Source organism: Chryseobacterium gotjawalense (genome assembly GCF_030012525.1).
Classification (GTDB): Bacteria; Bacteroidota; Bacteroidia; order Flavobacteriales; family Weeksellaceae; genus Kaistella; species Kaistella gotjawalense.
In genome coordinates, this window is the sequence record NZ_CP124855.1 from 2,202,289 (window position 1) to 2,222,403 (window position 20,115).

The window sequence follows — 20,115 nt, forward strand, 5'->3', positions numbered from 1 at the left end:
TTATGATACAGTATTTCTTTGAAGACGTTGATCCAATAGAAATCACCACCAAAACGAGTGAGTGGTTAACAAAACTTATTACTTTAGAAGAAAAGAAAGTTGGCAAAATAAACTACATTTTCTTATCGGATGAAGGATTGCTTAAAGTAAACCGGGATTTCCTGCAACACGATTATTACACCGACATCATCACGTTCGACTATGTGAAAGGCAAAACTATTTCGGCAGATATTTTTGTATCTTTGCCCCGCATTTCTGACAATGCGATATCGCATCAAAAAGATTTCAATTCAGAACTACACAGAGTTTTAGCCCACGGACTTCTTCATCTGTGTGGATATAAGGATAAAACAGACGAAGAAAAATCCGAAATGCGCAATAAAGAAGATTTCTATCTAAATATTTTTTAGAAGCTTAATCCCGCTGTCCGCTATATCTATTGTTCCGCCTTGGCCTGCCTTGAGCCAGCCGAAAGGCTACACAATAGGATGCCGCTTCCATCGGGGCTAAAGTGCAGAAATTTTAACCAAAATTTATTAATGTTTCACGTGAAACATTTAACACATCAAAATGATAAACGAAATATACGACGTTATTGTAGTAGGCGCTGGACACGCTGGTTCAGAAGCAGCAGCTGCTGCAGCCAACCTTGGTTCCAAAACCTTATTGATAACAATGAACATGCAGACCATCGGACAAATGTCTTGTAATCCAGCAATGGGCGGAATTGCAAAAGGACAGATTGTTCGCGAAATAGATGCCATGGGTGGTTATTCTGGAATCATTGCAGACAAATCTGCAATCCAATTCAAAATGCTTAATCTTTCTAAAGGTCCTGCAATGTGGTCTCCAAGAACACAAAATGATAGAATGCTATTTGCAGAAGAATGGAGAATTGCCCTTGAAAAAACGCCAAATCTGGATTTTTTCCAAGATATGGTGAAAAGCTTGATTATCGAAAATAACAGAGTTGCAGGTGTGATCACTTCTTTAGGCCTTCAAATAAGAGGAAAATCTGTAGTATTAACCAACGGAACATTTCTAAATGGATTAATTCACGTTGGTGATAAACAATTGGGTGGCGGCAGAATGGGAGAACCTCGCGCCTTCGGTATCACAGAACAATTGGTTACTCTCGGTTTTGAATCAGGCCGAATGAAAACTGGAACTCCTCCCAGAGTGGACGGAAGGTCACTGGACTACTCGAAAATGGAAGAACAAAAAGGAGACGAAAATCCTAAAAACTTCTCTTATCTGGAAAGCCCAAAATTAACCAAACAGATGAGCTGTCATATCGTTTACACGAATGAAACCGTACATGAAATACTACGTGAAGGATTTGACAGAAGTCCAATGTTCAACGGTACCATTCAAAGTATAGGACCAAGATATTGCCCAAGTATTGAAGATAAAATCAATCGTTTTGCTGAGCGGGAGCGCCATCAGTTATTTGTAGAACCGGAAGGATGGAGAACGGTTGAAATTTACGTAAACGGTTTCAGTTCTTCACTCCCGGAAGATATTCAGATTAAAGCAATGCGACACATTCCCGGCTTTGCAAATGCGAAAGTATTTCGCCCAGGTTATGCTATTGAATATGATTACTTCCCTCCTACTCAGTTAAATCATACTTTAGAAACAAAGCTCATCGAAAACCTTTACTTTGCTGGTCAGATTAATGGAACAACGGGCTATGAAGAAGCAGCAGGACAAGGATTAATTGCAGGAATCAACGCACATAATAAAGTCTATGAAAAAGAAGCTTTTACTTTAAGCCGAGACGAAGCCTACATTGGCGTTTTAATCGATGATCTCATCACAAAAGGAACTGATGAACCGTACCGTATGTTCACTTCGAGAGCTGAATACAGACTGTTACTAAGACAAGATAATGCTGATATCCGCCTCACCGAAAAATCTTACCATTTAGGCTTAGCAAGAGAAGAAAGACTTATAAAAGTACAGGATAAAATTGCAAAAAGTAATCAATTAGAGAGCTTTCTACGAGATACTTCGTTAAAACCAGGAATTATTAATCCAATCCTTGAAAGTATTTCTTCCGCAGCGGTCGATCAGGCCTACAGGTCAGCTCAGATTTTAACCAGACCAAATATGACTTTAGCAAAATTAGAAGAAATTGATTTTATTAAAGAAGCGACCCAACAGTATTCTACCGAAGTAAAGGAACAGGCTGAAATCAATATTAAATACAAAGGATATATTGAGAAAGAAAGAGATAACGTTGCCAAATTATCGCGCCTGGAAACTATCAAGATTGCAGACGATTTCAATTATGATAATTTAAAATCACTCTCTGCAGAAGCGAAACAAAAGTTCAATAAAATACGACCAAAAACGATTGCACAGGCAGCAAGAATTAGCGGTGTGTCCCCTGCTGATATTAATATTTTATTAATCTATTTAAAATAATGTTTCACGTGAAACATTTATAAATTATACTTGCTCTCTCATCTATGAAAGTTAAAGACCTTTTTCTGACTCAAGAACAGTTCGAAATTAAAGAAACTGCCATTCCCGGAGTTCTGAAAACATCACCAGTACCTCAAAATATTTCTGACTATTATGATAGCGCAGAATATATTTCCCACCACCAAGATTCCGGTTCTCTGAAAGAAACCGTTTATAAATTTTTACAAAATTTCAATCTTAATTACAAACGTAACATTATGATTGACTTTGTAGGAAAACATAAAAAAGTTTTGGATTACGGCTGCGGTGCCGGCGAATTCCTCAAATATATTGAAGATGATTTTGAAACATTTGGCTTTGAACCCAGCGAATCTGCCAGTAAATACGCGATTCAAAAAGTACACAAAACTAAGATTATCAATAATCTTGATTTTATTAAAGAAGGATCATTAGATGCGATTACCCTTTGGCATGTTTTCGAACACATCGAAAATCAAGACGAAATATTAAACGCGTTTTACAGCAAATTGAAACAAAATGGATTATTAATTATTGCAGTTCCTAATATAAATTCCTATGATGCTCTCAAATATAAAGAATTTTGGGCCGCTTACGATGTACCCAGACATCTCTATCATTTTTCAAAATCGGGCATGGAAAAATTAATGAACAACGAATACTGGAAAATCAAAAAAATAAAACCTCTCCTACTCGACTCGTTCTACATTTCAATGTTAAGCGAAAAATATAAAAAATCACCACTTTATTGGCTAAAAGGAATGATTTACGGACTGGTTTCTAACGTAGAAGCTTCAAAAACCGGCGAATACTCCAGTTTGATATACATTATCGAAAAAAAATAGTTATTCGATTTTTAAGCTATTTATGAAAGTCAATTTCAGGCTAATTTGAACAAAAAACTCAATTTTTGTAATTTTACCTTCCATTTAAAAATTAATAAGATTAAATTTTCAAAAATTTTTCAACCAGAAAATATATTCAAATATGTTCCTTTCTTGAAATTCTTTAAAATAAAAGAAAATAAAATTACCGCAGCAAAATCCGATCGATAAAAAAATTCAGTACAAACAAAAAAAGTTTCCTTTTTACAGGAAACTTTTTTATGTTAAACTAATTTTAATTTGAAAACTAATTATTGATTGCTTTTACTCCGGGGAGCTCCATACCCTCTAAACTTTCAAGCATCGCTCCTCCTCCGGTTGAAACATAACTTACTTTATCATCATAACCGAACTGCTTAACAAAGGCCACACTGTCACCTCCACCCACAAGCGAGAAAGCTCCTAACTTGGTAGATTGCGCGATACTGTCACCTAAAGCAACCGTTCCTGCAGCAAAATGAGGCATTTCAAAAACGCCGATTGGACCGTTCCATAAAATAGTTCTGGAATTCATAATGACATCATGAAATATTTTTCTGGATCTAACTCCTGCATCCAAGCCCATCCAACCATTGGGAATTTCAAAAATATCAACTTCTTTTCTTTCGGCATCATTATTAAAATCATCAGCAATGATGGAATCAACCGGCAAATAAACTGCTACATTCTGCGCTTTGGCTTTCTCTAATATTTCTAAAGCCAAAGTCTGTTTATCGACTTCTACCAGGGAATTCCCAATTTCGCCTCCTAATGCTCTGATGAACGTAAAAGCCATTCCTCCACCAATAATCAAATTATCAATTGCAGGTAAAATATTCTCAATAATAGTAATTTTACTGGAAACTTTAGAACCTCCTAAAATCGCAGTAATAGGTTTTTCACCACTTTTCAATACTCTGTCAATAGCTTCTAATTCTTTAGCCATCAATAAACCGAAAAACTTAGTTGAAGAAAAAAACTGAGCAATAACGGCAGTCGAAGCATGCGCCCTGTGCGCAGTTCCAAAAGCATCATTCACATAAGCATCTCCTAATTCTGATAATTGTCTCGCAAAGTCCGGATCACCATCTTCTTCCTCTTTATGAAAACGAAGATTTTCTAACAAAAGAATCTCTCCCGATTGCAAGTCAGCACTCATCTTTTTTGCCTCGTCACCAATACAGTCCGAACAAAATTTCACCGGCTTTCCTAAAACTTTTTCAATTTCGGGAAGGATGTTTTTTAAAGAAAATTGTTCTGATACTTTACCTTTTGGGCGCCCCAAATGCGTCATCAGAATTACCGATCCTCCATCATTCAAAATCTTTTCAACCGTAGGTTTTACCGCCTGAATTCTCGTGCTGTCGGTTACCTTCAAATCAGCGTCCTGTGGAACATTGAAGTCTACTCTTACCAACACCTTTTTGTCTCTGAAGTTAAAATCGTTAATTGTTTTCATAAAATTTTCTCCGTTTTAAGTTTCACAAATTTACTATTTATTCCCTCGATTAAAAATTAATTTCGATTTAAAATTCCACAATTCACAAATACTCATCTTATCTACATTATCTTTTTTTTATATAAAAAGAAATTGAGTAGTGTTGTTGTAGTTCGGTAGTATGTGGAGAAATAAACTTTATTAATTGACCACATTTACTAGTTAAAATAATCAGGTTTTATTAACATTTTAATTAGTTGATTAATAGGTGTTTTAACGACTTATCCATATTTGTGAGTAATTAAAATTTAGGAGATATATTTATAACCCAAATCTTAATAACTTTGGAATTGAAGTCCAACAATTTTATAAAAGATTATTTGGGCTTATCCGAAAATATAGTCCATTATGAATTTAAATCTGAATGTGAAAGACAATGTTCAGGGAACTTATCCACACTCATTCTATAGGTTCTCCCCAAGTTATTCTTTGACCTTTTTAATTAAAAACCATAGGAATCAACTTCTATTTCTCTTAATAGAGATGGAATATAAAGATTTAATCACTAATCGAATGCTTTTTATATTAATAATCTTAAATTTGTATGAACTGAAAATTGAGGTTTAAAAAATAGTCATGAAAAAGATAGCAATAGCATGCGATCATGCAGGTTTCGAATACAAAGAAATCATAAAAAAACATTTGGAAGGCCAATTTGAAGTAGAAGATTTCGGCACTTATTCCCCAGACTCTGTGGATTATCCCGATTTTGTGCATCCGGCTGCCGATTCTATCGAGCAGGGAAGAAATGAATTAGGAATTCTTATTTGCGGCAGTGGACAGGGTGTTTCTATCACCGCCAATAAACATCAGAAAATTAGATGTGCCTTGTGTTGGCTGCCTGAACTTGCCGCTCTTGCCCGTCAACATAATAACGCGAACATGATTGCGCTTCCTTCCCGCTTTATTGCAAGCCAATTAGCTGTCGATATTGTCGACACTTTCCTCAATACTCCTTTCGAAGGAGGCAGACATCAGAACAGAGTTGAAAAGATTTCGACCTGTTAAACCTTTATTATATATAAATACAACCCATACTTTATGGCAAAAGGAAAATATTTCTCAGATAAAAATAATAATAAATTGCAGGAAATCGGGCGATTGATTTTGCGTTTTATGAATGAAAAATCTGGAAAAATCTATAACTACAAGCAAATTGCAGATGGTATTGATTACAAAAATCCCAGACAGCGCGAACTGGTGATTCAGTCGTTGCATAAACTGCTTTCAGATCAAAGAATTAAGGAAGTCGAAAAAGGAAAATTCATCATTAATATTAAGATTGAAGGGACTTTAACCGGTACCATCGATTTTAACCAAACCGGAAACGCTTATGTGAAAGTAGCTGGTTTAGATGATGATATTTTTGTACATTCCAAAAACGTAAAAGACGCATTACAGGGAGATACCGTTCTTATTGTCACCTATCATTTCAAAGGGAAAAAAGTAGAAGGTTCTGTGCTGGAAGTCATTGAAAGAAAACGCGATCAGTTCGTGGGAACATTTCAATTTATTAAATATAAGGATTTCGGTTTTGTAGTAGGCGATAAAAAACATATCAATACCGATATTTTTGTTCCGCAGGGAAAAATTGGCGGTGCGAAAGATGGTGATAAAGTCATTGTTAAAATGATTGCCTGGAAAGCCGGAGAAAAAAATCCGGAAGGTGAAATTATAAAAGTACTCGGTGCACCCGGTGAACATGAAACAGAAATTCACTCTATTTTAGCTGAATACGGATTGCCTTACGAATTTCCGGAAGATGTTGAAAAAGAAGCCCAGGATATCGACCGTAGAATCCATGATCATGAGGTTGCGAAACGACGTGATATGCGTGGAATCTGTACTTTTACCATCGACCCCAAAGATGCAAAAGATTTCGATGACGCACTTTCTATACAAAAATTAGATAACGGAAACTGGGAAATTGGAGTTCATATCGCCGATGTTTCGCATTATGTGGTTCCCGGGACAATCCTGGATGCAGAAGCGTATAAACGCGCTACTTCGGTTTATTTAGTGGACCGTGTGGTTCCGATGTTACCCGAAGTTTTAAGTAACGATGTTTGCTCACTTCGCCCAAATGAAGAAAAGTATACTTTTTCTGCCGTCTTTGAATTAAATGACGAAGCAGAAATCCAAAACCAATGGTTTGGAAGAACCATCATCTATTCTGACCGTAAATTCGCTTACGAAGAAGCACAGGAAAGAATTGAAACCAAGGAAGGAGATTTAGCAGAAGAAATTTTAACCTTGGACCGCCTTGCAAAAATCATGAGAAAAGCGCGTATTGAAAACGGTGCCATTACTTTTGACCGCAGCGAAGTCCGGTTTAATTTAGATGAAAAAGGAGAACCTATTGGGGTTTATTTTAAAGTGAGCAAAGATTCAAATCATCTGATTGAAGAATTTATGCTGCTTGCCAATAAAAAAGTTTCGGAATTTATCTCTTTAAATAAAAAAGGAGTCCCGACCAATAATACATTTATTTATAGAATTCACGAAGATCCGGATCCGGCTAAATTAGAAGCGTTACGTGATTTTGTAGGAACTTTTGGTTATACCATGAATCTGGCGAATACCAAAAAAGTAGCAGAATCTCTCAACAAATTGTTAAGCGATATACAGGGAAAAGGCGAAGAAAATATGATCGAAACCCTGGCGATGCGCTCGATGAGCAAAGCGATTTATTCTACCGATCCTATCGGACATTATGGTCTTGGGTTCGACTATTATTCCCATTTCACCTCTCCTATCCGCCGTTATCCCGATTTAATTGCGCACCGGTTATTACAGCATTATTTAGATGGCGGTAAATCACCACAAAAACAGGAATACGACGATAAATGCAAACACTGCAGTTCGATGGAAAAACTGGCATCAGATGCCGAACGGGATTCCATTAAATTCATGCAGGTTAAGTTTATGGAAAAACATTTGGGCGAAGATTTCACCGGTGTTATTTCCGGAGTTGCCGATTTTGGATTCTGGGTGCAAATTCCTGAAAACGGAGCGGAAGGTCTTATTAAATTGAGAGATTTAATGGATGATTCTTATTCTTATGATGCCAAAAATCACGCCGTCTACGGAAGTCGTACAGGTAATAAATATCAACTGGGCGACGAAGTTACAATTAGAGTAATGAAAGCGAATTTAATCCAAAAACAGTTGGATTTCAAAATCATTGAATCGTAAATTGTATTTTTGCACCTCACTGTAAAATGAATTTGAGTAAAATTTAATTCTTTTTCAAAACATTATTAATGATAGAACTTATACTTTCAGCCGTCGGGTTAGGAATTATGCTGAGTATTGTCTTCATCGGGCCGATTTTTTTTCTGCTGATTGAAACAAGTTTTTCACGTGGTCCTAAACATGCGTTCACCTTGGATTGCGGCGTCGTGTTGGCTGATATTTTATGTATTACTGCGGCGTATTTTGCCAGTGGCGATTTGGTAGAAATTATTGATAAACATCCGGGATTTTATAGAATTACCGCTTTTATTGTCTTTATTTATGCCGTTTATATGGTCGTTTCAAAAACGAAAATGCATTTACCAGGGGAAGATAAACTGATCAATCAGAATTATTTTAAAACTTTTCTGAATGGTTTTTTCTTTAATATTTTAAATATTGGTGTGGTCCTTTTTTGGTTGGTTACGGTAATTTCAGTTAGAAATGCTTACCCTAAAACAGAGGATTTTCTCTTGTACATGGGACTTGTCGTAGGAACTTATCTTGTGATTGATTTCTTTAAAATTTATTTGGCTAAAATATTTCATGATAAACTCACCCAAACGGTGGCCAATAGAATCAGAAAAGGAGTTGGGTATATTTTGGTTGCTTTCAGTATTTTTATTTTCTTACAAAGCTTTAAGAAATTCAATCAATTTGATAAGAAATTAGAGGAGGCTGAAAAAACAGGTCAGAAACACATTCAGAAATGAAAGAAATGATATTCCCAAAATCCTTGAAAAAGGGTGATCAAATTGCCATTATTTCTCCTGCCGGCGCGGTAGAAGAAAAGCAATTGGAAAAAGGTTTGGAAATGATCAGGCAAAAAGGCTTTGAACCGGTTTTAGGGAAACATCTTTACACTAAATTTTCGAACGGTTATTCTTACGGCGGAACTGAAAAAGAGAGAATTTCTGAGCTGAACTGGGCGTTTAATAATGACGCAATTTCTGCTGTTTGGGCTTCCAGAGGAGGCTACGGTTGCCAGCACTTATTAGGACATCTGCAGCTGTCAAAATTGAAGAAAAACCCAAAATGGTATATTGGGTATTCAGATAACACAGTGATTCAGAGTTTTCTTTTGAAAAACAATTTTGCCTCTATTCACGGACAAACCATTAAAACCTCAAGTTTTGGAGTAACAGACGAAAGTTATAATTTAATTTTCGATATTTTAAAAGGTAAAAAACCGGATTATAATGTAGAAAATAATCCATTAAATAAAAAAGGAACAGCTGAAGGTCAATTAATTGGCGGAAATTTAGCGCTGATTTATGCACTTTTAGGAACGCCCTACTCTTTCAATTTTAAAGATAAGATCCTTTTTATAGAAGATATTGGCGAGAATTATTATGCTTTAGACCGCATGATGATGAGTTTGGAACTGGCAGGAGTTTTCAGGAAAATTAAGGGTTTAATTATCGGTGGAATGACCAATATGGGCGACGAAAAAGACAATAAAAACTACGAAGAAAGTTTTGACGGTTTTGCTTATCAGCTCATTTCAGACCGGTTAAAAAAGCACCACTTCCCTACTCTGTTTGGTTTTCCAAACGGACATATTTTTGACAATAAACCTTTGATTATCGGTGCAGATATCAAAATGGAAATTGAAGATCAGGTAAAAGTTCAGTTTAAATTATAAAGCCAATCATTATGGCCGAACACAACGAATTTGGAAATCTTGCCGAAGAACTGGCCACCTCTTTTTTAGAAGAAAAAGGATATAAGATTTTGGTTAAAAATTTCCGGTATCAAAAAGCAGAAATCGACATTATTGCAGAGTTTCAGACCCAAATTATAATTGTGGAAGTGAAAGCCAGAGGAAGCGATATTTTTATGGAACCGCAGGAGGCCGTGACGAAAAAGAAAATAAAATCATTGGTGATGGTTGCCGATTTCTTCATGAAAGACAGAAATCTAGATCAGGAAGTGCGGTTTGATATCATCGCTGTGTTGCCCGACGATAGAGGAAGATTACAGATTACGCATCTCGAAGATGCTTTTCAGAGTTTCGATGCCAATTAAGAGCAATGTACTAATATTAATGTACCAATTTAAAGGAATATCAAATAAGCTATCAATGACAGTTACATTGTTTTATTGATAGATTGTTACATTTTAAAAATTTTAATTTTTATGAAAACAGCACTCATTACTGGAGCAACTTCCGGAATCGGAAAAGCTACCGCGCAACTTCTGGCAAAGCAGGGATTCAGATTGATTCTTTGTGGCCGAAGAACTGAAGTTTTAGACCAATTGGAAAAAGAACTTTCAACTCATACCGAAATCTTTAGTTTAAACTTTGATCAGCGGAATTATAATGAAGTAGAAACCGCCTTTGATTCTGTTCCTGTTGACTGGAAAAATATTGATATTCTCATTAACAATGCAGGAAACGCACATGGTTTAGAATCACTGATTGAGGCCGATATTAATGACTGGGACATGATGATCGATGGCAATGTTAAAGGATTACTATACGTGTCGAAAATGGTGATGCCGGGCATGAAAGAAAGAAATGCCGGACATATCGTGAATATTTCTTCTGTTGCCGCGAGACAGACGTATGCGAATGGTGTCGTTTATTGCGCCTCGAAAAAAGCAGTCGATGTTATTTCTGAAGGAATGCGTTTGGAACTGACCGAATTTGGCATCAAAGTAACCAATATTCAGCCAGGCGCTGTAGAAACTGATTTTTCAAAAGTAAGATTTAAGGGCGACGAAAACCGCGCAAAAACGGTGTATCAGGGTTACGAAGCTTTAAAAGCTGGGGACATTGCCGATGCGATTTCGTATTGTATCAATGCACCGAAACACGTTATGATTTCAGATTTAACAATTTATCCGAGTGCGCAAAGTGAGCCACGAACCATTCACCGAAAATAACTGTATTTTTTCTTAAATTGCGATATTCTTAAATTATAGATTTAAAAAATGAAAATTCTCCACCTTGAAACTTCCTCCAAAAACTGTTCTGTTGCCATTTCTGACGGCGAAGAGTTGCTATGTCTGTGTGAAGAAGTTTCTGAAAATTATAAACAGTCCGAAAGTTTACACACCTTCGTTGAATGGGCTTTAGAAGGAGCCAAACTTTCTTTGAAAGATATTGATGCGGTTTCTCTGGGAAAAGGTCCCGGTTCTTATACAGGTTTGCGGATTGGCGCTTCTTCCGCAAAAGGTTTTTGCTTTGGATTAAATATTCCTTTGATTGCCGTCAATTCTTTAGAAACGATGATAGAACCGTTTTTAAACAGTAATTATGAGGTGATCATTCCATTGATCGACGCCAGAAGAATGGAGGTTTATTCAGCTGTTTTTGACGGAAAATCCGGCAAGATGATTGGCGGGACGGAAGCGAAGGTTTTAGATGAAAACTCTTATCAGGAATATCAGGATAAAAAGATTTTGTTTGTAGGAGACGGCGCTAAGAAACTCAAAGAACTGCTCTCTTCCTTTGGTGGACAGCTGCCAAACGCCGATTTTAATGAAACCGTTTATCCGTCTGCGAAATATTTAGTTAAAAAAGCAGTCGATAAATTTAACCGGAAAGATTTTGAAGATGTCGCCTATTTTGAACCTTTTTATCTGAAAGATTTTCAAGGAGTTAAAAAGAAAAAAAGCGAAGGATAATCTTCGCTTTTTGTTTATCTTAATTGTAGTTTTTCCACTGCAGTTGCTTGTACAGCGCTTGTTCCAGGTGAATTTGGAGATGTTGGTCTTCCATTTCTACGGTTGGAGCCTGGTACACTTGGGGGGTCATCGCCTTCTATTGAAGGTATTCCCTTCTGGCTTTCCACCGGAGCAGCGGGCTGTTTAGAATTAATTACATTTCCTGAGTCATCGGTCGCTTCTACTTCTAAATCACTTTTCAGATACTTCAGCATTTCTTTGGCTTTTTCACCTTCAGGAGTTTTGGCGTAGTTCAACGCAATTTGTTCTAACTGTAAAATCATGATTTCTTTGCCGGCAGTTTTTCCGCTGTTAAACGCATTTAACAAAGAAAACTTTGGAACCAGCGCGTCTTTCGGATATTTCTCCAAGGCAGCATCAATCAAAGTTCTGCTTTCGTTATACTTTTCTTTATCATAAAGATCGAATGCCTGAGCGTATAACTTTTCTACTTCTTCGGCCGATTGTGAGAACGAATTGTTTTTAGGATTTCGAACAAATTCCGCATAAGAAGTATAAGGATATTCATCTAAAATCATCTGCTTTGCCCGTTCTGCAGCAGCTGGGTTTTTCTCATAATTAAAGGCGAAAATCTGATACAGTGCCTGAAGTTTAAGATCTTCTTCCGGCTGGGTATCGACCAGATTATAGAGGGTTTTTGTCGCAAGCGGCGTATCAGAAAAGTAAGTTTCATACATTCTTCCTATTCCTAAACTGGCAGTGTCTCTGGCTTTTTTCAAGGCTAAAATATCTGCCGTTTTTGTCGGTATTTTCTCGATATAAAAAATTGGTTCCAGTCTTCTGGGATCCGGTGCAGCCGTAATTCCCATCGCTTCATTTTTCAGATCTTCTATGGAAGCACTTCTGGCTGAAGTTCGCCAGTTATCATTCAGAGAACGGTTTCCCCAGATTTGTTTAAAGGAAGATTCTCCTTTTGCAACCGTACCGAGATTGGCGAAATAAAAACCACCTCTGTTTGAACCAAAGTCTTCGAAACCACCTGTCTTTCCTGCGAAAAGTGAAGTGGCAGAATAATCTCCCGTATCAAAACCTTTGCCTCTTTCCTCTTTCTTTCGCTGCAATTCTTCGCGCGCTTCCTTCGTTTTTATACTTTCAATATATTTGTTAAAGTATGCAATTCTTTCTTCCTCAGGCATTTTAGTTAAAGCTAAAATACTGTCATTCCTTTTAATTAAATAATAATTCGCAGAAACTTTTTTAATGTTTTCCGATTGTTCTTCCAAAAGAATTTTTGCAGGCTGATAAGTCATTACGGCTAATGAAGAATCGTAAAAGGCACCGGCAGAAAGATAGTCGCTGTCTTCAAAATAGGCTTTTCCAATTTCGTAATAAGTTAAGCCGCGAACTTGTGGATCAGAAACCTTCTCTTTGAGAGATTGGGTAAAAAACTCTTTTGCTTCTTCATTTTTTCCGGCTTTTTTTGCCATTAAACCCAACGCGTAATAGAACTCATTTTTACGGGAAGCGTAGGTTCCTTTTTTACTTATTTTTTCTAAATAAGATTTGGCGCCTTGGTAATCGTCATCTTTTCTGTTAAAGGTTTTTGCGGTTTCAATTTGCGATTTCACTTCAAATTCGAAGTCATTGGCATTTTTGTAAGCCAACGCGAAACTTTCTCTGGCTTCTTCATTTCTACCGAGTTCTGATAAAATCTGTCCGCGCAAAAACGCTATTCTGCTTCGTAATTTTCGGTTTTTATTAATGACGTACGCGCCATCAAGTTCGTTTACGGCATCCTGTTTTTTACCGGATTGCAATAACATTTCAGAATAGTATATTTCTAAAAGTTTACGGTATTCTTTTTTGATTTTGCTTTTTTTCAAATCCGAGAAAACCTCTTCTGCACGGTGATAATCTTCCATTTTAGAATAAGCCTGTGCCTGATAAATCCGGGCCAAAGGAATTCTTTTATCTTTTCTCATATTGGCAAAAACAAAGTTCAGCCCGTCTAAAGCTTCCAATGGTTTATTTCTGTATAATCTCGATTGGGCCAACAGAATATAAGCATCGAACATTTTTTTGTTTTTCTCCTCGCCGCCTTTCATAACTGAATAGTTGGCGATGGCTTTCAGGGCTTTTGCTTCCGAAATTTCCAGGATATAAGCGCCTTTTCTCGCTCCGGAATTCTGTCCATTAATGGCGTAAGATCCTGGCGAACCCAATGATGATGAAGCTCCCGGGGGAGAAGGTGGACCTGAATTTCTATTTCTACTTACTGCTGATAATTCTGAACTCGCTGGATCATTCCCAAACATTCCACCTGAATTCGACTGAAAATTGGTTCCCAGAGGTTGCTCATCATAAGTCAATAACTGAATATACGGCGCATAGAAATTGTCTTTATGGGCTTTGTCTCTGTTTTTTAATTCCGTTTCCAGCGCATCTTTACTGTTAAAGAGCGTATTGTAATAAGAGAAAAATCCTTTCATCAATACAGAATCATTCGTCTTTTTTCGGGTGGAACACGAATTAAAAACCGTGACTGTTAAAAGGAAAAGTATCGTTTTTTTCATTATCAGATAATAACTTTCAAATCAGTATTTTATTATTAAAATACCCGTTAATTTTGTAAAAATAATGATTTTTTGTTTTAGGAAGAGGCTTGTTCGAAATCTTTTAAAAGAGAGTAGATCAAATGGGTTGGCAGTCCCATAATAGTGTAGAAACTCCCCTGGATATTTTTGATTTTTGTCATCCCCAACCATTCCTGAATTCCATAACTTCCTGCCTTGTCAAATGGTTTGTATTTTTCAATATAAAAATCTAACTCTTCATTATTAATGTTATCAAATTCAACATGAGCAACATCGGTTCTGGTAACTGTTTTTGTTAAAGTTTTCAACGTAATTCCGGTATAAACCTGATGCGTTTTCCCGGAAAGCTTCTGCAACATTTCTTTGGCGTGAACTTCATCTTTCGGCTTTCCCAAAATTTCTTCATCAAGCGCAACAATGGTGTCTGCCGTGATTAATAACTCGCCTTCTTTTAAAGACCGAAATGCATCTGATTTTAATTCTGAAAGATAAGCAGCGATTTTATCGACTGCTAAACCGGCAGGATAAATTTCGTCACAATCCACAGAAACAACTTCGAAACCGAAACCTAATTCTTTTAATAATTCTTTTCTACGCGGTGAATTTGAGGCTAATAATATTTTCATATAAAGTTTAAAATCAATTAATTAAGTGCTTCGTGTATCGTCTTCCAGCCATTTTCCCTGAACTTTCATGACCTGTTCGATGACATCCCGGACCGCTCCTTTCCCACCCTGAACCGGCGATATATAATGGGACATCAATTTTATTTCAGCCACCGAATTTTCGGGACACGCTGAAATTCCGGAAATTTTCATCATTCCGAGATCGGGTAAATCGTCGCCCATGGTTAGAATTTCATGGTTTTGCAAATCGTATTTCTTTTTGAATTCTTCAAATTTTTCCAGTTTATCGCCAATTTTCGCATAATAGTCGGTAATTCCCAAATAGTTAATTCTGTTTCTCACCATGGGATCATCGCCACCGGTAATTACACAAATCGGATAATTGTACTTTCTGGCTTTTACTACGGCGTAACCATCGAGTACATTCATCACGCGGCACATGCTTCCATCGGGCATCAGATATACGCTTCCATCCGTAAAAACGCCGTCAACATCAAATACAAAGGCTTTTATTTTTTTTAAATTCGATTTATAACTCATACATTTTCTTTATCGATTCATTCATTATTTTATAAATTTTCAACTGCTCTTCACTGGTGATCAGTTCTTCATGAAGTTTCAAAACCCGTTGGTCATTTCTTACCGCCGGCCCTGTTTGTGCCAGTTTAGGTTCTAAGATTTCTATTTTCTCCGTAGTTTCTTTAATTAAAGGTAAAAAATAGTCAAACGGAATTTCCTGTGAATCCGAAATTTCTTTGGCTCTTGCAAAAAGATGGTTCACAAAATTACAGGCAAAAACCGCAGTCAGGTGAATATATTTTCTCTTCTCATAAGTTGAAACCATTACTTTTTCTGAAATATTTAAGGCTAGGTTTTTCAACAATTCTAAATCCTGATTATTTTCCGCTTCAACAAAAAAAGGAATTTCAGAATAGGTGATATTCTTTGATTTGGAGAAAGTCTGTAGCGGATAGAAATTGGCTTTCCGGTAATTTCCTTCTAGAATTTCTATCGGTAAAGATCCTGAAGTATGCGCTACCAGGCACTTTTCATTCGTTATTAATTTTGAAACTTCTCCGATAGCACTATCACTTACGCAGATAAAGTATAGATCGGCATCTGCTAAATAGTTGGTAGAAAAGGGAATTTGTAATTGTTGGGAAATAGTTTTTAAATCGCTTTCGTTTCGTCCAAAAATCTGGGAAACCGGAATTTTATTCTCTTGAAATGCCCTGGCCAAATGGGAGGCAACATTTCCAGAACCGATGATGACAATCTTCATAAAAAGGAATATGAACAAAGATACTTATTTTGGTTTGGACTAAAAATTGAAGTGTTATTTAACTTTTGAATATATTTACCATCCAAACCACGTAAGCATCTCCATGAAGATACATGAAACCGAAATTATCCAGTTGATGTCCAGCGAAAAATCCCGTGAAAAAGGAGTTCGCCTGATGATGGATGCTTATCAGAGCAGGTTATATTGGCATATCAGGAGGTTTGTAGTGGATCACGATTTGGCGCAGGATATTTTGCAGGACACTTTTATTAAAGCCTATCAAAATTTTCACCAGTTCAAACAGGAAAGTCAGTTATACACCTGGCTTTATCGGATTGCAACGAATGAATCCTTGCAGCAATTGAACAAAATGAAAAAAATGCAGAAATCCGATGAAGATTCTACCAATCATTTGCAAAATTTAGTAGCAGATAATGTACAGCCTGATGCAGATGAAATTCAGGTTTTGCTGCAAAAGGCAATTAATACCCTGCCCGAGAAACAGAAATTAGTTTTCAATATGAGGTATTATGACGATTTGCCTTACGAAGAGATCTCTCAGATTTTGGATATGTCGGTGGGTACATTGAAAACCAATTACCACTATGCCAAGCAGAAAGTAGAAGATTTTATAAAACAGAATTACACAGAATAAGAGCCTTTAGAAATGAAAGAATTTGATATCGAAAAATTAAAACGGGAAAATGTTTTCAGAACGCCTGATGGTTTTTTTGAAGACATGCAAAACAAAGTGCTGCAGGAAACTGTTCCTTTATCACGTGGTAGGATTATAAATTTAGATTGGGCATACGGAGCGGCGGCTGCAGTTGCACTTTTACTTGGAATAACTGTTTTTATTAATTCAGAAGGTGGAGTAGAATCTCAGTTGACCAGTCAAAAATCTTCCAGTGAAAGTAGTTCTGCAACTTATACATTATCAGATAATAAACCTCAGACTGAAGAAGCAGTTGCATTACAGATTTTGGAAAAAGATTTAACTTTTGTGGCTCACTCTGATCAGAAAGTAAGTAAAGAGCAGCAAGTCACTATTTCAACAAAAGGAAATGCGGGTTTTGCCAATCAAAATAAACAGAAAATCTCACCAAATCCTGAAGTTCAGGTAGATCAGATACTTGCAGGTTTCACTTCGGCAGAATTGGCAGCTGTTGGGAGAAATACAGAACAAGACATTTATCTGGATTTGTACAATTAAAATATCAGCATGAAAAAAATAGCAGCAGCGTTAATTCTCATTTTAGCAGTTCAGTTTAGTTTTGCACAGCAACTAAGCTATGACTGGAAAAGTATGAAGCCGGAGCAAAGAAAAGAAGTGATTCAGAAAATGAATCCAAATGAAAGGATGTCTCTTTTGAAAGAGTTTCGCGAGAAAATGATTATCGCCGAATTAGCAGTTCCGCAAAATAGTCAACCGGAATTTATTCAGCTTTATACCCAATATCAGGACAGACAAAACGATATAAAATCGAAGTTTACCCCCAGTGAAGATTACGAAAATATGACTGATGAGGAAGCGACCAAGCAACTTAATCAAAGTTTTGAGGTTGGTCAGCAACTTCTCGACAACAGAAAAAATTACGCGCAAAAATTCATGAAAGTAATTTCCCCGCAACAGGTTTTAAAAATGTATCAGACCGAAGGGAAAATGCGCAACAAAATATTAGATAAAAAACAAGCCGGACCCAACAATCCGAGTCCGCAGCGCAGGCGATAATAATAGTTTATTTTTTTAATGTTTGAGCGACCTCTATAATTTTTTTTGTAGAGGTCGTTCTTATTTTGCCAATCCCTATCCAATGCTCGAGATCTGGTCTTCAGCACCACTCCTCATGCATCAACTTCCCTCTGAGAACGGCAGGGTTTCCGTTTCAATCGCTATCGCTACAGCAACCTTACGAAACTATTATAAAATCCACCAAAAAAGATTAAATTTGCACCTTACGATAATTATAGATGAAGAACATAAGGAACTTTTGCATCATTGCACATATTGACCACGGTAAATCCACTTTGGCAGACCGGCTTTTGGAATACACCCATACGGTAACCCAAAGAGAACTCCAGTCCCAAACACTGGATGATATGGATATTGAAAAAGAGCGTGGAATTACCATTAAATCACACGCCATTCAAATGGATTATGAATTAAATGGTGAAAAATATATTCTTAATTTGATTGACACTCCGGGACACGTAGATTTTTCTTACGAAGTTTCCCGTTCGATTGCAGCCTGTGAAGGTGCGCTTCTAATCGTTGATGCCGCACAAAGTATTCAGGCACAGACGATAAGCAATTTATATTTGGCGTTAGAAAATAATTTAACGATCATTCCTATTTTGAATAAAATCGATTTGCCCTCTGCAAATCCGGAAGAAGTTACCGATGAAATTATGAACCTGATCGGTTGTGAATATGAAGACGTTTTGCGCGTTTCCGGAAAAACAGGCGAAGGCGTTCTTGAATTATTAGAACATATTGTCAATAGAATTCCAGCACCGGTCGGTAATGAAGACGGGCCGCTTCAAGCCTTGATTTTTGACTCTGTTTACAATCCATTCCGTGGAATTGAAGCTTATTTCAAAGTCGTTAACGGAAGCATTAAAAAAGGTCAGCGGATTAAATTCATGGCGACCAACAAAATGTACGAAGCCGATGAAGTTGGAACGTTAAAACTAAAACAAACACCGAAAGCTGAAATTAAAACGGGCGACGTAGGTTATATTATTTCTGGGATCAAAGATGCCCGTGAAGTAAAAGTAGGAGATACCATCACCACTTTTGAAAAGGGAGCAGCTGAACCCATCGACGGTTTTGAAGAAGTGAAACCAATGGTTTTCGCCGGAATTTATCCCATAGAATCAGAGGATTTTGAAGAACTGCGTTTCTCTTTAGAAAAACTCCGTTTGAATGATGCCTCCTTGGTTTTCGAACCGGAAAGTTCTGCAGCACTTGGATTTGGTTTCCGTTGTGGATTCCTCGGAATGCTTCACATGGAGATCGTACAGGAAAGACTCGATCGGGAGTTCAACATGGATGTTATTACAACTGTTCCCAACGTTTCTTACCACGGTTATACCAAAAGAGATCCAGACACCATGATCTTGATCAACAACCCATCTGAGATGACGGATCCTATGACCATGGATCGTGTGGAGGAGCCTTTTATCAAAGCATCCATCATTACCAAATCTGATTATGTGGGCGCGGTAATGACTTTGTGTATCGAAAAAAGAGGCGAAATTGTGAACCAAAGTTATTTGACTTCAGACAGAGTAGAGCTGGTTTTCAATATGCCTTTGGCAGAAGTTGTTTTCGACTTTTATGACCGTTTGAAATCGGTTTCCAAAGGGTACGCCTCCTTCGATTATCATCCGATCGGTTTCCGCGCTTCCAAATTGGTGAAGATGGATATTCTGATCAATGGCGATATGGTCGACGCACTTTCTTCTTTGATCCACGACAGCAATGCATATTATATCGGAAAAAGAATGTGCGAAAAATTGCGCGAACTCATCCCGAGACAACAGTTTGATATTGCCATTCAGGCAGCTTTGGGAGCGAAAGTGATCGCCAGAGAAACCATCAAAGCATTAAGAAAAGACGTTACCGCAAAATGTTATGGTGGAGATATTTCACGAAAACGAAAATTGTTGGAAAAACAAAAAGAAGGGAAAAAGAAAATGAAGCAAATCGGTAGAGTAGAGGTTCCACAATCGGCATTTATGGCGGTTTTGAAACTGAATGATTAAAATTATTTGGGCGCCTTAATCCGCCTTCCACTCCCGCTTTTTTCTTCCTCATTCTTCGTCAGAAAAAGAGCTCCGTTCAAGTCGGGGCGCAGATTTTCACTCGATCAAAATTTTGATTAATATATATATAATTCCTGAATCCGTTCAGGAATTTTTTATTTAAATTCGT

Annotated in this window: 19 protein-coding genes; 14 read left to right on the forward strand and 5 right to left on the reverse strand. The window is 37.0% G+C overall.

What is annotated here, in order from left to right; translation table 11 throughout:
* Nucleotides 1–2 precede the first annotated feature (2 nt).
* The 3 genes from ybeY to QGN23_RS10055 all read left to right on the forward strand — a co-directional run bounded on the left by ybeY (nucleotide 3) and on the right by QGN23_RS10055 (nucleotide 3,293).
* Nucleotides 3–410, forward strand: coding sequence for an rRNA maturation RNase YbeY (gene ybeY, locus QGN23_RS10045; protein WP_282904179.1), 408 nt, complete (start codon nucleotides 3–5; stop codon nucleotides 408–410).
* Between the two features lie 160 nt (nucleotides 411–570).
* Nucleotides 571–2,430, forward strand: a complete 1,860-nt coding sequence (gene mnmG, locus QGN23_RS10050; RefSeq protein WP_282904180.1) for a tRNA uridine-5-carboxymethylaminomethyl(34) synthesis enzyme MnmG — start codon at nucleotides 571–573, stop codon at nucleotides 2,428–2,430.
* 44 nt (nucleotides 2,431–2,474) lie between these two features.
* On the forward strand, nucleotides 2,475–3,293 hold the full coding sequence (locus QGN23_RS10055; protein WP_282904181.1) for a class I SAM-dependent methyltransferase: 819 nt from the start codon (nucleotides 2,475–2,477) through the stop codon (nucleotides 3,291–3,293).
* 286 nt (nucleotides 3,294–3,579) lie between these two features.
* Here the strand turns inward: QGN23_RS10055 and QGN23_RS10060 are convergent, their stop codons facing one another.
* Nucleotides 3,580–4,770: a phosphoglycerate kinase gene (locus QGN23_RS10060; protein ID WP_282904182.1), complete on the reverse strand. Its 1,191-nt coding sequence runs from the start codon at nucleotides 4,768–4,770 to the stop codon at nucleotides 3,580–3,582.
* A 615-nt stretch (nucleotides 4,771–5,385) separates the two neighbouring features.
* Here QGN23_RS10060 and rpiB point away from each other — a divergent pair.
* The 7 genes from rpiB to tsaB all read left to right on the forward strand — a co-directional run bounded on the left by rpiB (nucleotide 5,386) and on the right by tsaB (nucleotide 11,676).
* Nucleotides 5,386–5,817 (forward strand): ribose 5-phosphate isomerase B, encoded by a 432-nt coding sequence (gene rpiB / locus QGN23_RS10065; RefSeq protein WP_282904183.1) that lies wholly within the window; start codon nucleotides 5,386–5,388, stop codon nucleotides 5,815–5,817.
* Nucleotides 5,818–5,850: 33 nt separating this feature from the next.
* A complete protein-coding gene (gene rnr, locus QGN23_RS10070; RefSeq protein ID WP_282904184.1) occupies nucleotides 5,851–8,004 on the forward strand; it encodes a ribonuclease R in 2,154 nt (717 codons plus the stop codon).
* 68 nt (nucleotides 8,005–8,072) lie between these two features.
* Nucleotides 8,073–8,756 (forward strand): LysE family translocator, encoded by a 684-nt coding sequence (locus QGN23_RS10075; RefSeq protein WP_282904185.1) that lies wholly within the window; start codon nucleotides 8,073–8,075, stop codon nucleotides 8,754–8,756.
* Entirely contained in the window at nucleotides 8,753–9,688 is a 936-nt protein-coding gene (locus QGN23_RS10080) for a S66 peptidase family protein (RefSeq protein WP_282904186.1), read from the forward strand. The genes QGN23_RS10075 and QGN23_RS10080 overlap by 4 nt, the downstream gene beginning before the upstream one ends.
* Before the next feature lie 11 nt (nucleotides 9,689–9,699).
* Nucleotides 9,700–10,071 (forward strand): YraN family protein, encoded by a 372-nt coding sequence (locus QGN23_RS10085; protein WP_282904187.1) that lies wholly within the window; start codon nucleotides 9,700–9,702, stop codon nucleotides 10,069–10,071.
* Between the two features lie 111 nt (nucleotides 10,072–10,182).
* Nucleotides 10,183–10,932, forward strand: a complete 750-nt coding sequence (locus QGN23_RS10090; protein ID WP_282904188.1) for an SDR family NAD(P)-dependent oxidoreductase — start codon at nucleotides 10,183–10,185, stop codon at nucleotides 10,930–10,932.
* 48 nt (nucleotides 10,933–10,980) lie between these two features.
* The gene (tsaB, locus tag QGN23_RS10095; protein WP_282904189.1) at nucleotides 10,981–11,676 is read left to right on the forward strand and encodes a tRNA (adenosine(37)-N6)-threonylcarbamoyltransferase complex dimerization subunit type 1 TsaB; all 696 of its coding nucleotides are present in this window, start codon (nucleotides 10,981–10,983) and stop codon (nucleotides 11,674–11,676) included.
* A gap of 14 nt (nucleotides 11,677–11,690) precedes the next feature.
* On the opposite strand, the gene porW is transcribed toward tsaB, so the two are convergent.
* The 4 genes from porW to QGN23_RS10115 form a co-directional block, all read right to left on the reverse strand.
* The gene (porW, locus tag QGN23_RS10100) at nucleotides 11,691–14,249 is read right to left on the reverse strand and encodes a type IX secretion system periplasmic lipoprotein PorW/SprE (protein ID WP_282904190.1); all 2,559 of its coding nucleotides are present in this window, start codon (nucleotides 14,247–14,249) and stop codon (nucleotides 11,691–11,693) included.
* A 77-nt stretch (nucleotides 14,250–14,326) separates the two neighbouring features.
* A complete protein-coding gene (locus tag QGN23_RS10105; RefSeq protein WP_282904191.1) occupies nucleotides 14,327–14,896 on the reverse strand; it encodes a Maf family protein in 570 nt (189 codons plus the stop codon).
* A gap of 21 nt (nucleotides 14,897–14,917) precedes the next feature.
* Complete coding sequence (locus QGN23_RS10110; RefSeq protein WP_282904192.1) at nucleotides 14,918–15,436, reverse strand: KdsC family phosphatase; 519 nt, start codon at nucleotides 15,434–15,436, stop codon at nucleotides 14,918–14,920.
* Nucleotides 15,426–16,178 (reverse strand): Rossmann-like and DUF2520 domain-containing protein, encoded by a 753-nt coding sequence (locus QGN23_RS10115; RefSeq protein WP_282906388.1) that lies wholly within the window; start codon nucleotides 16,176–16,178, stop codon nucleotides 15,426–15,428. Before QGN23_RS10115 ends, QGN23_RS10110 begins: the two co-directional genes overlap by 11 nt.
* 103 nt (nucleotides 16,179–16,281) lie before the next feature.
* On the opposite strand from QGN23_RS10115, the gene QGN23_RS10120 reads away from it, so the two are divergent.
* From QGN23_RS10120 to lepA, 4 genes are all read left to right on the forward strand, one after another.
* Nucleotides 16,282–16,833 carry an RNA polymerase sigma factor gene (locus tag QGN23_RS10120; RefSeq protein WP_282906389.1) on the forward strand — a complete coding sequence of 184 codons (552 nt, stop codon included), beginning with the start codon at nucleotides 16,282–16,284 and terminating at the stop codon, nucleotides 16,831–16,833.
* 12 nt (nucleotides 16,834–16,845) lie between these two features.
* Entirely contained in the window at nucleotides 16,846–17,391 is a 546-nt protein-coding gene (locus QGN23_RS10125) for a hypothetical protein (protein ID WP_282904193.1), read from the forward strand.
* Nucleotides 17,392–17,400: 9 nt separating this feature from the next.
* A complete protein-coding gene (locus QGN23_RS10130) occupies nucleotides 17,401–17,910 on the forward strand; it encodes a hypothetical protein (protein ID WP_282904194.1) in 510 nt (169 codons plus the stop codon).
* A gap of 239 nt (nucleotides 17,911–18,149) precedes the next feature.
* The gene (gene lepA / locus QGN23_RS10135; protein WP_282904195.1) at nucleotides 18,150–19,946 is read left to right on the forward strand and encodes a translation elongation factor 4; all 1,797 of its coding nucleotides are present in this window, start codon (nucleotides 18,150–18,152) and stop codon (nucleotides 19,944–19,946) included.
* Nucleotides 19,947–20,115 lie beyond the last annotated feature (169 nt).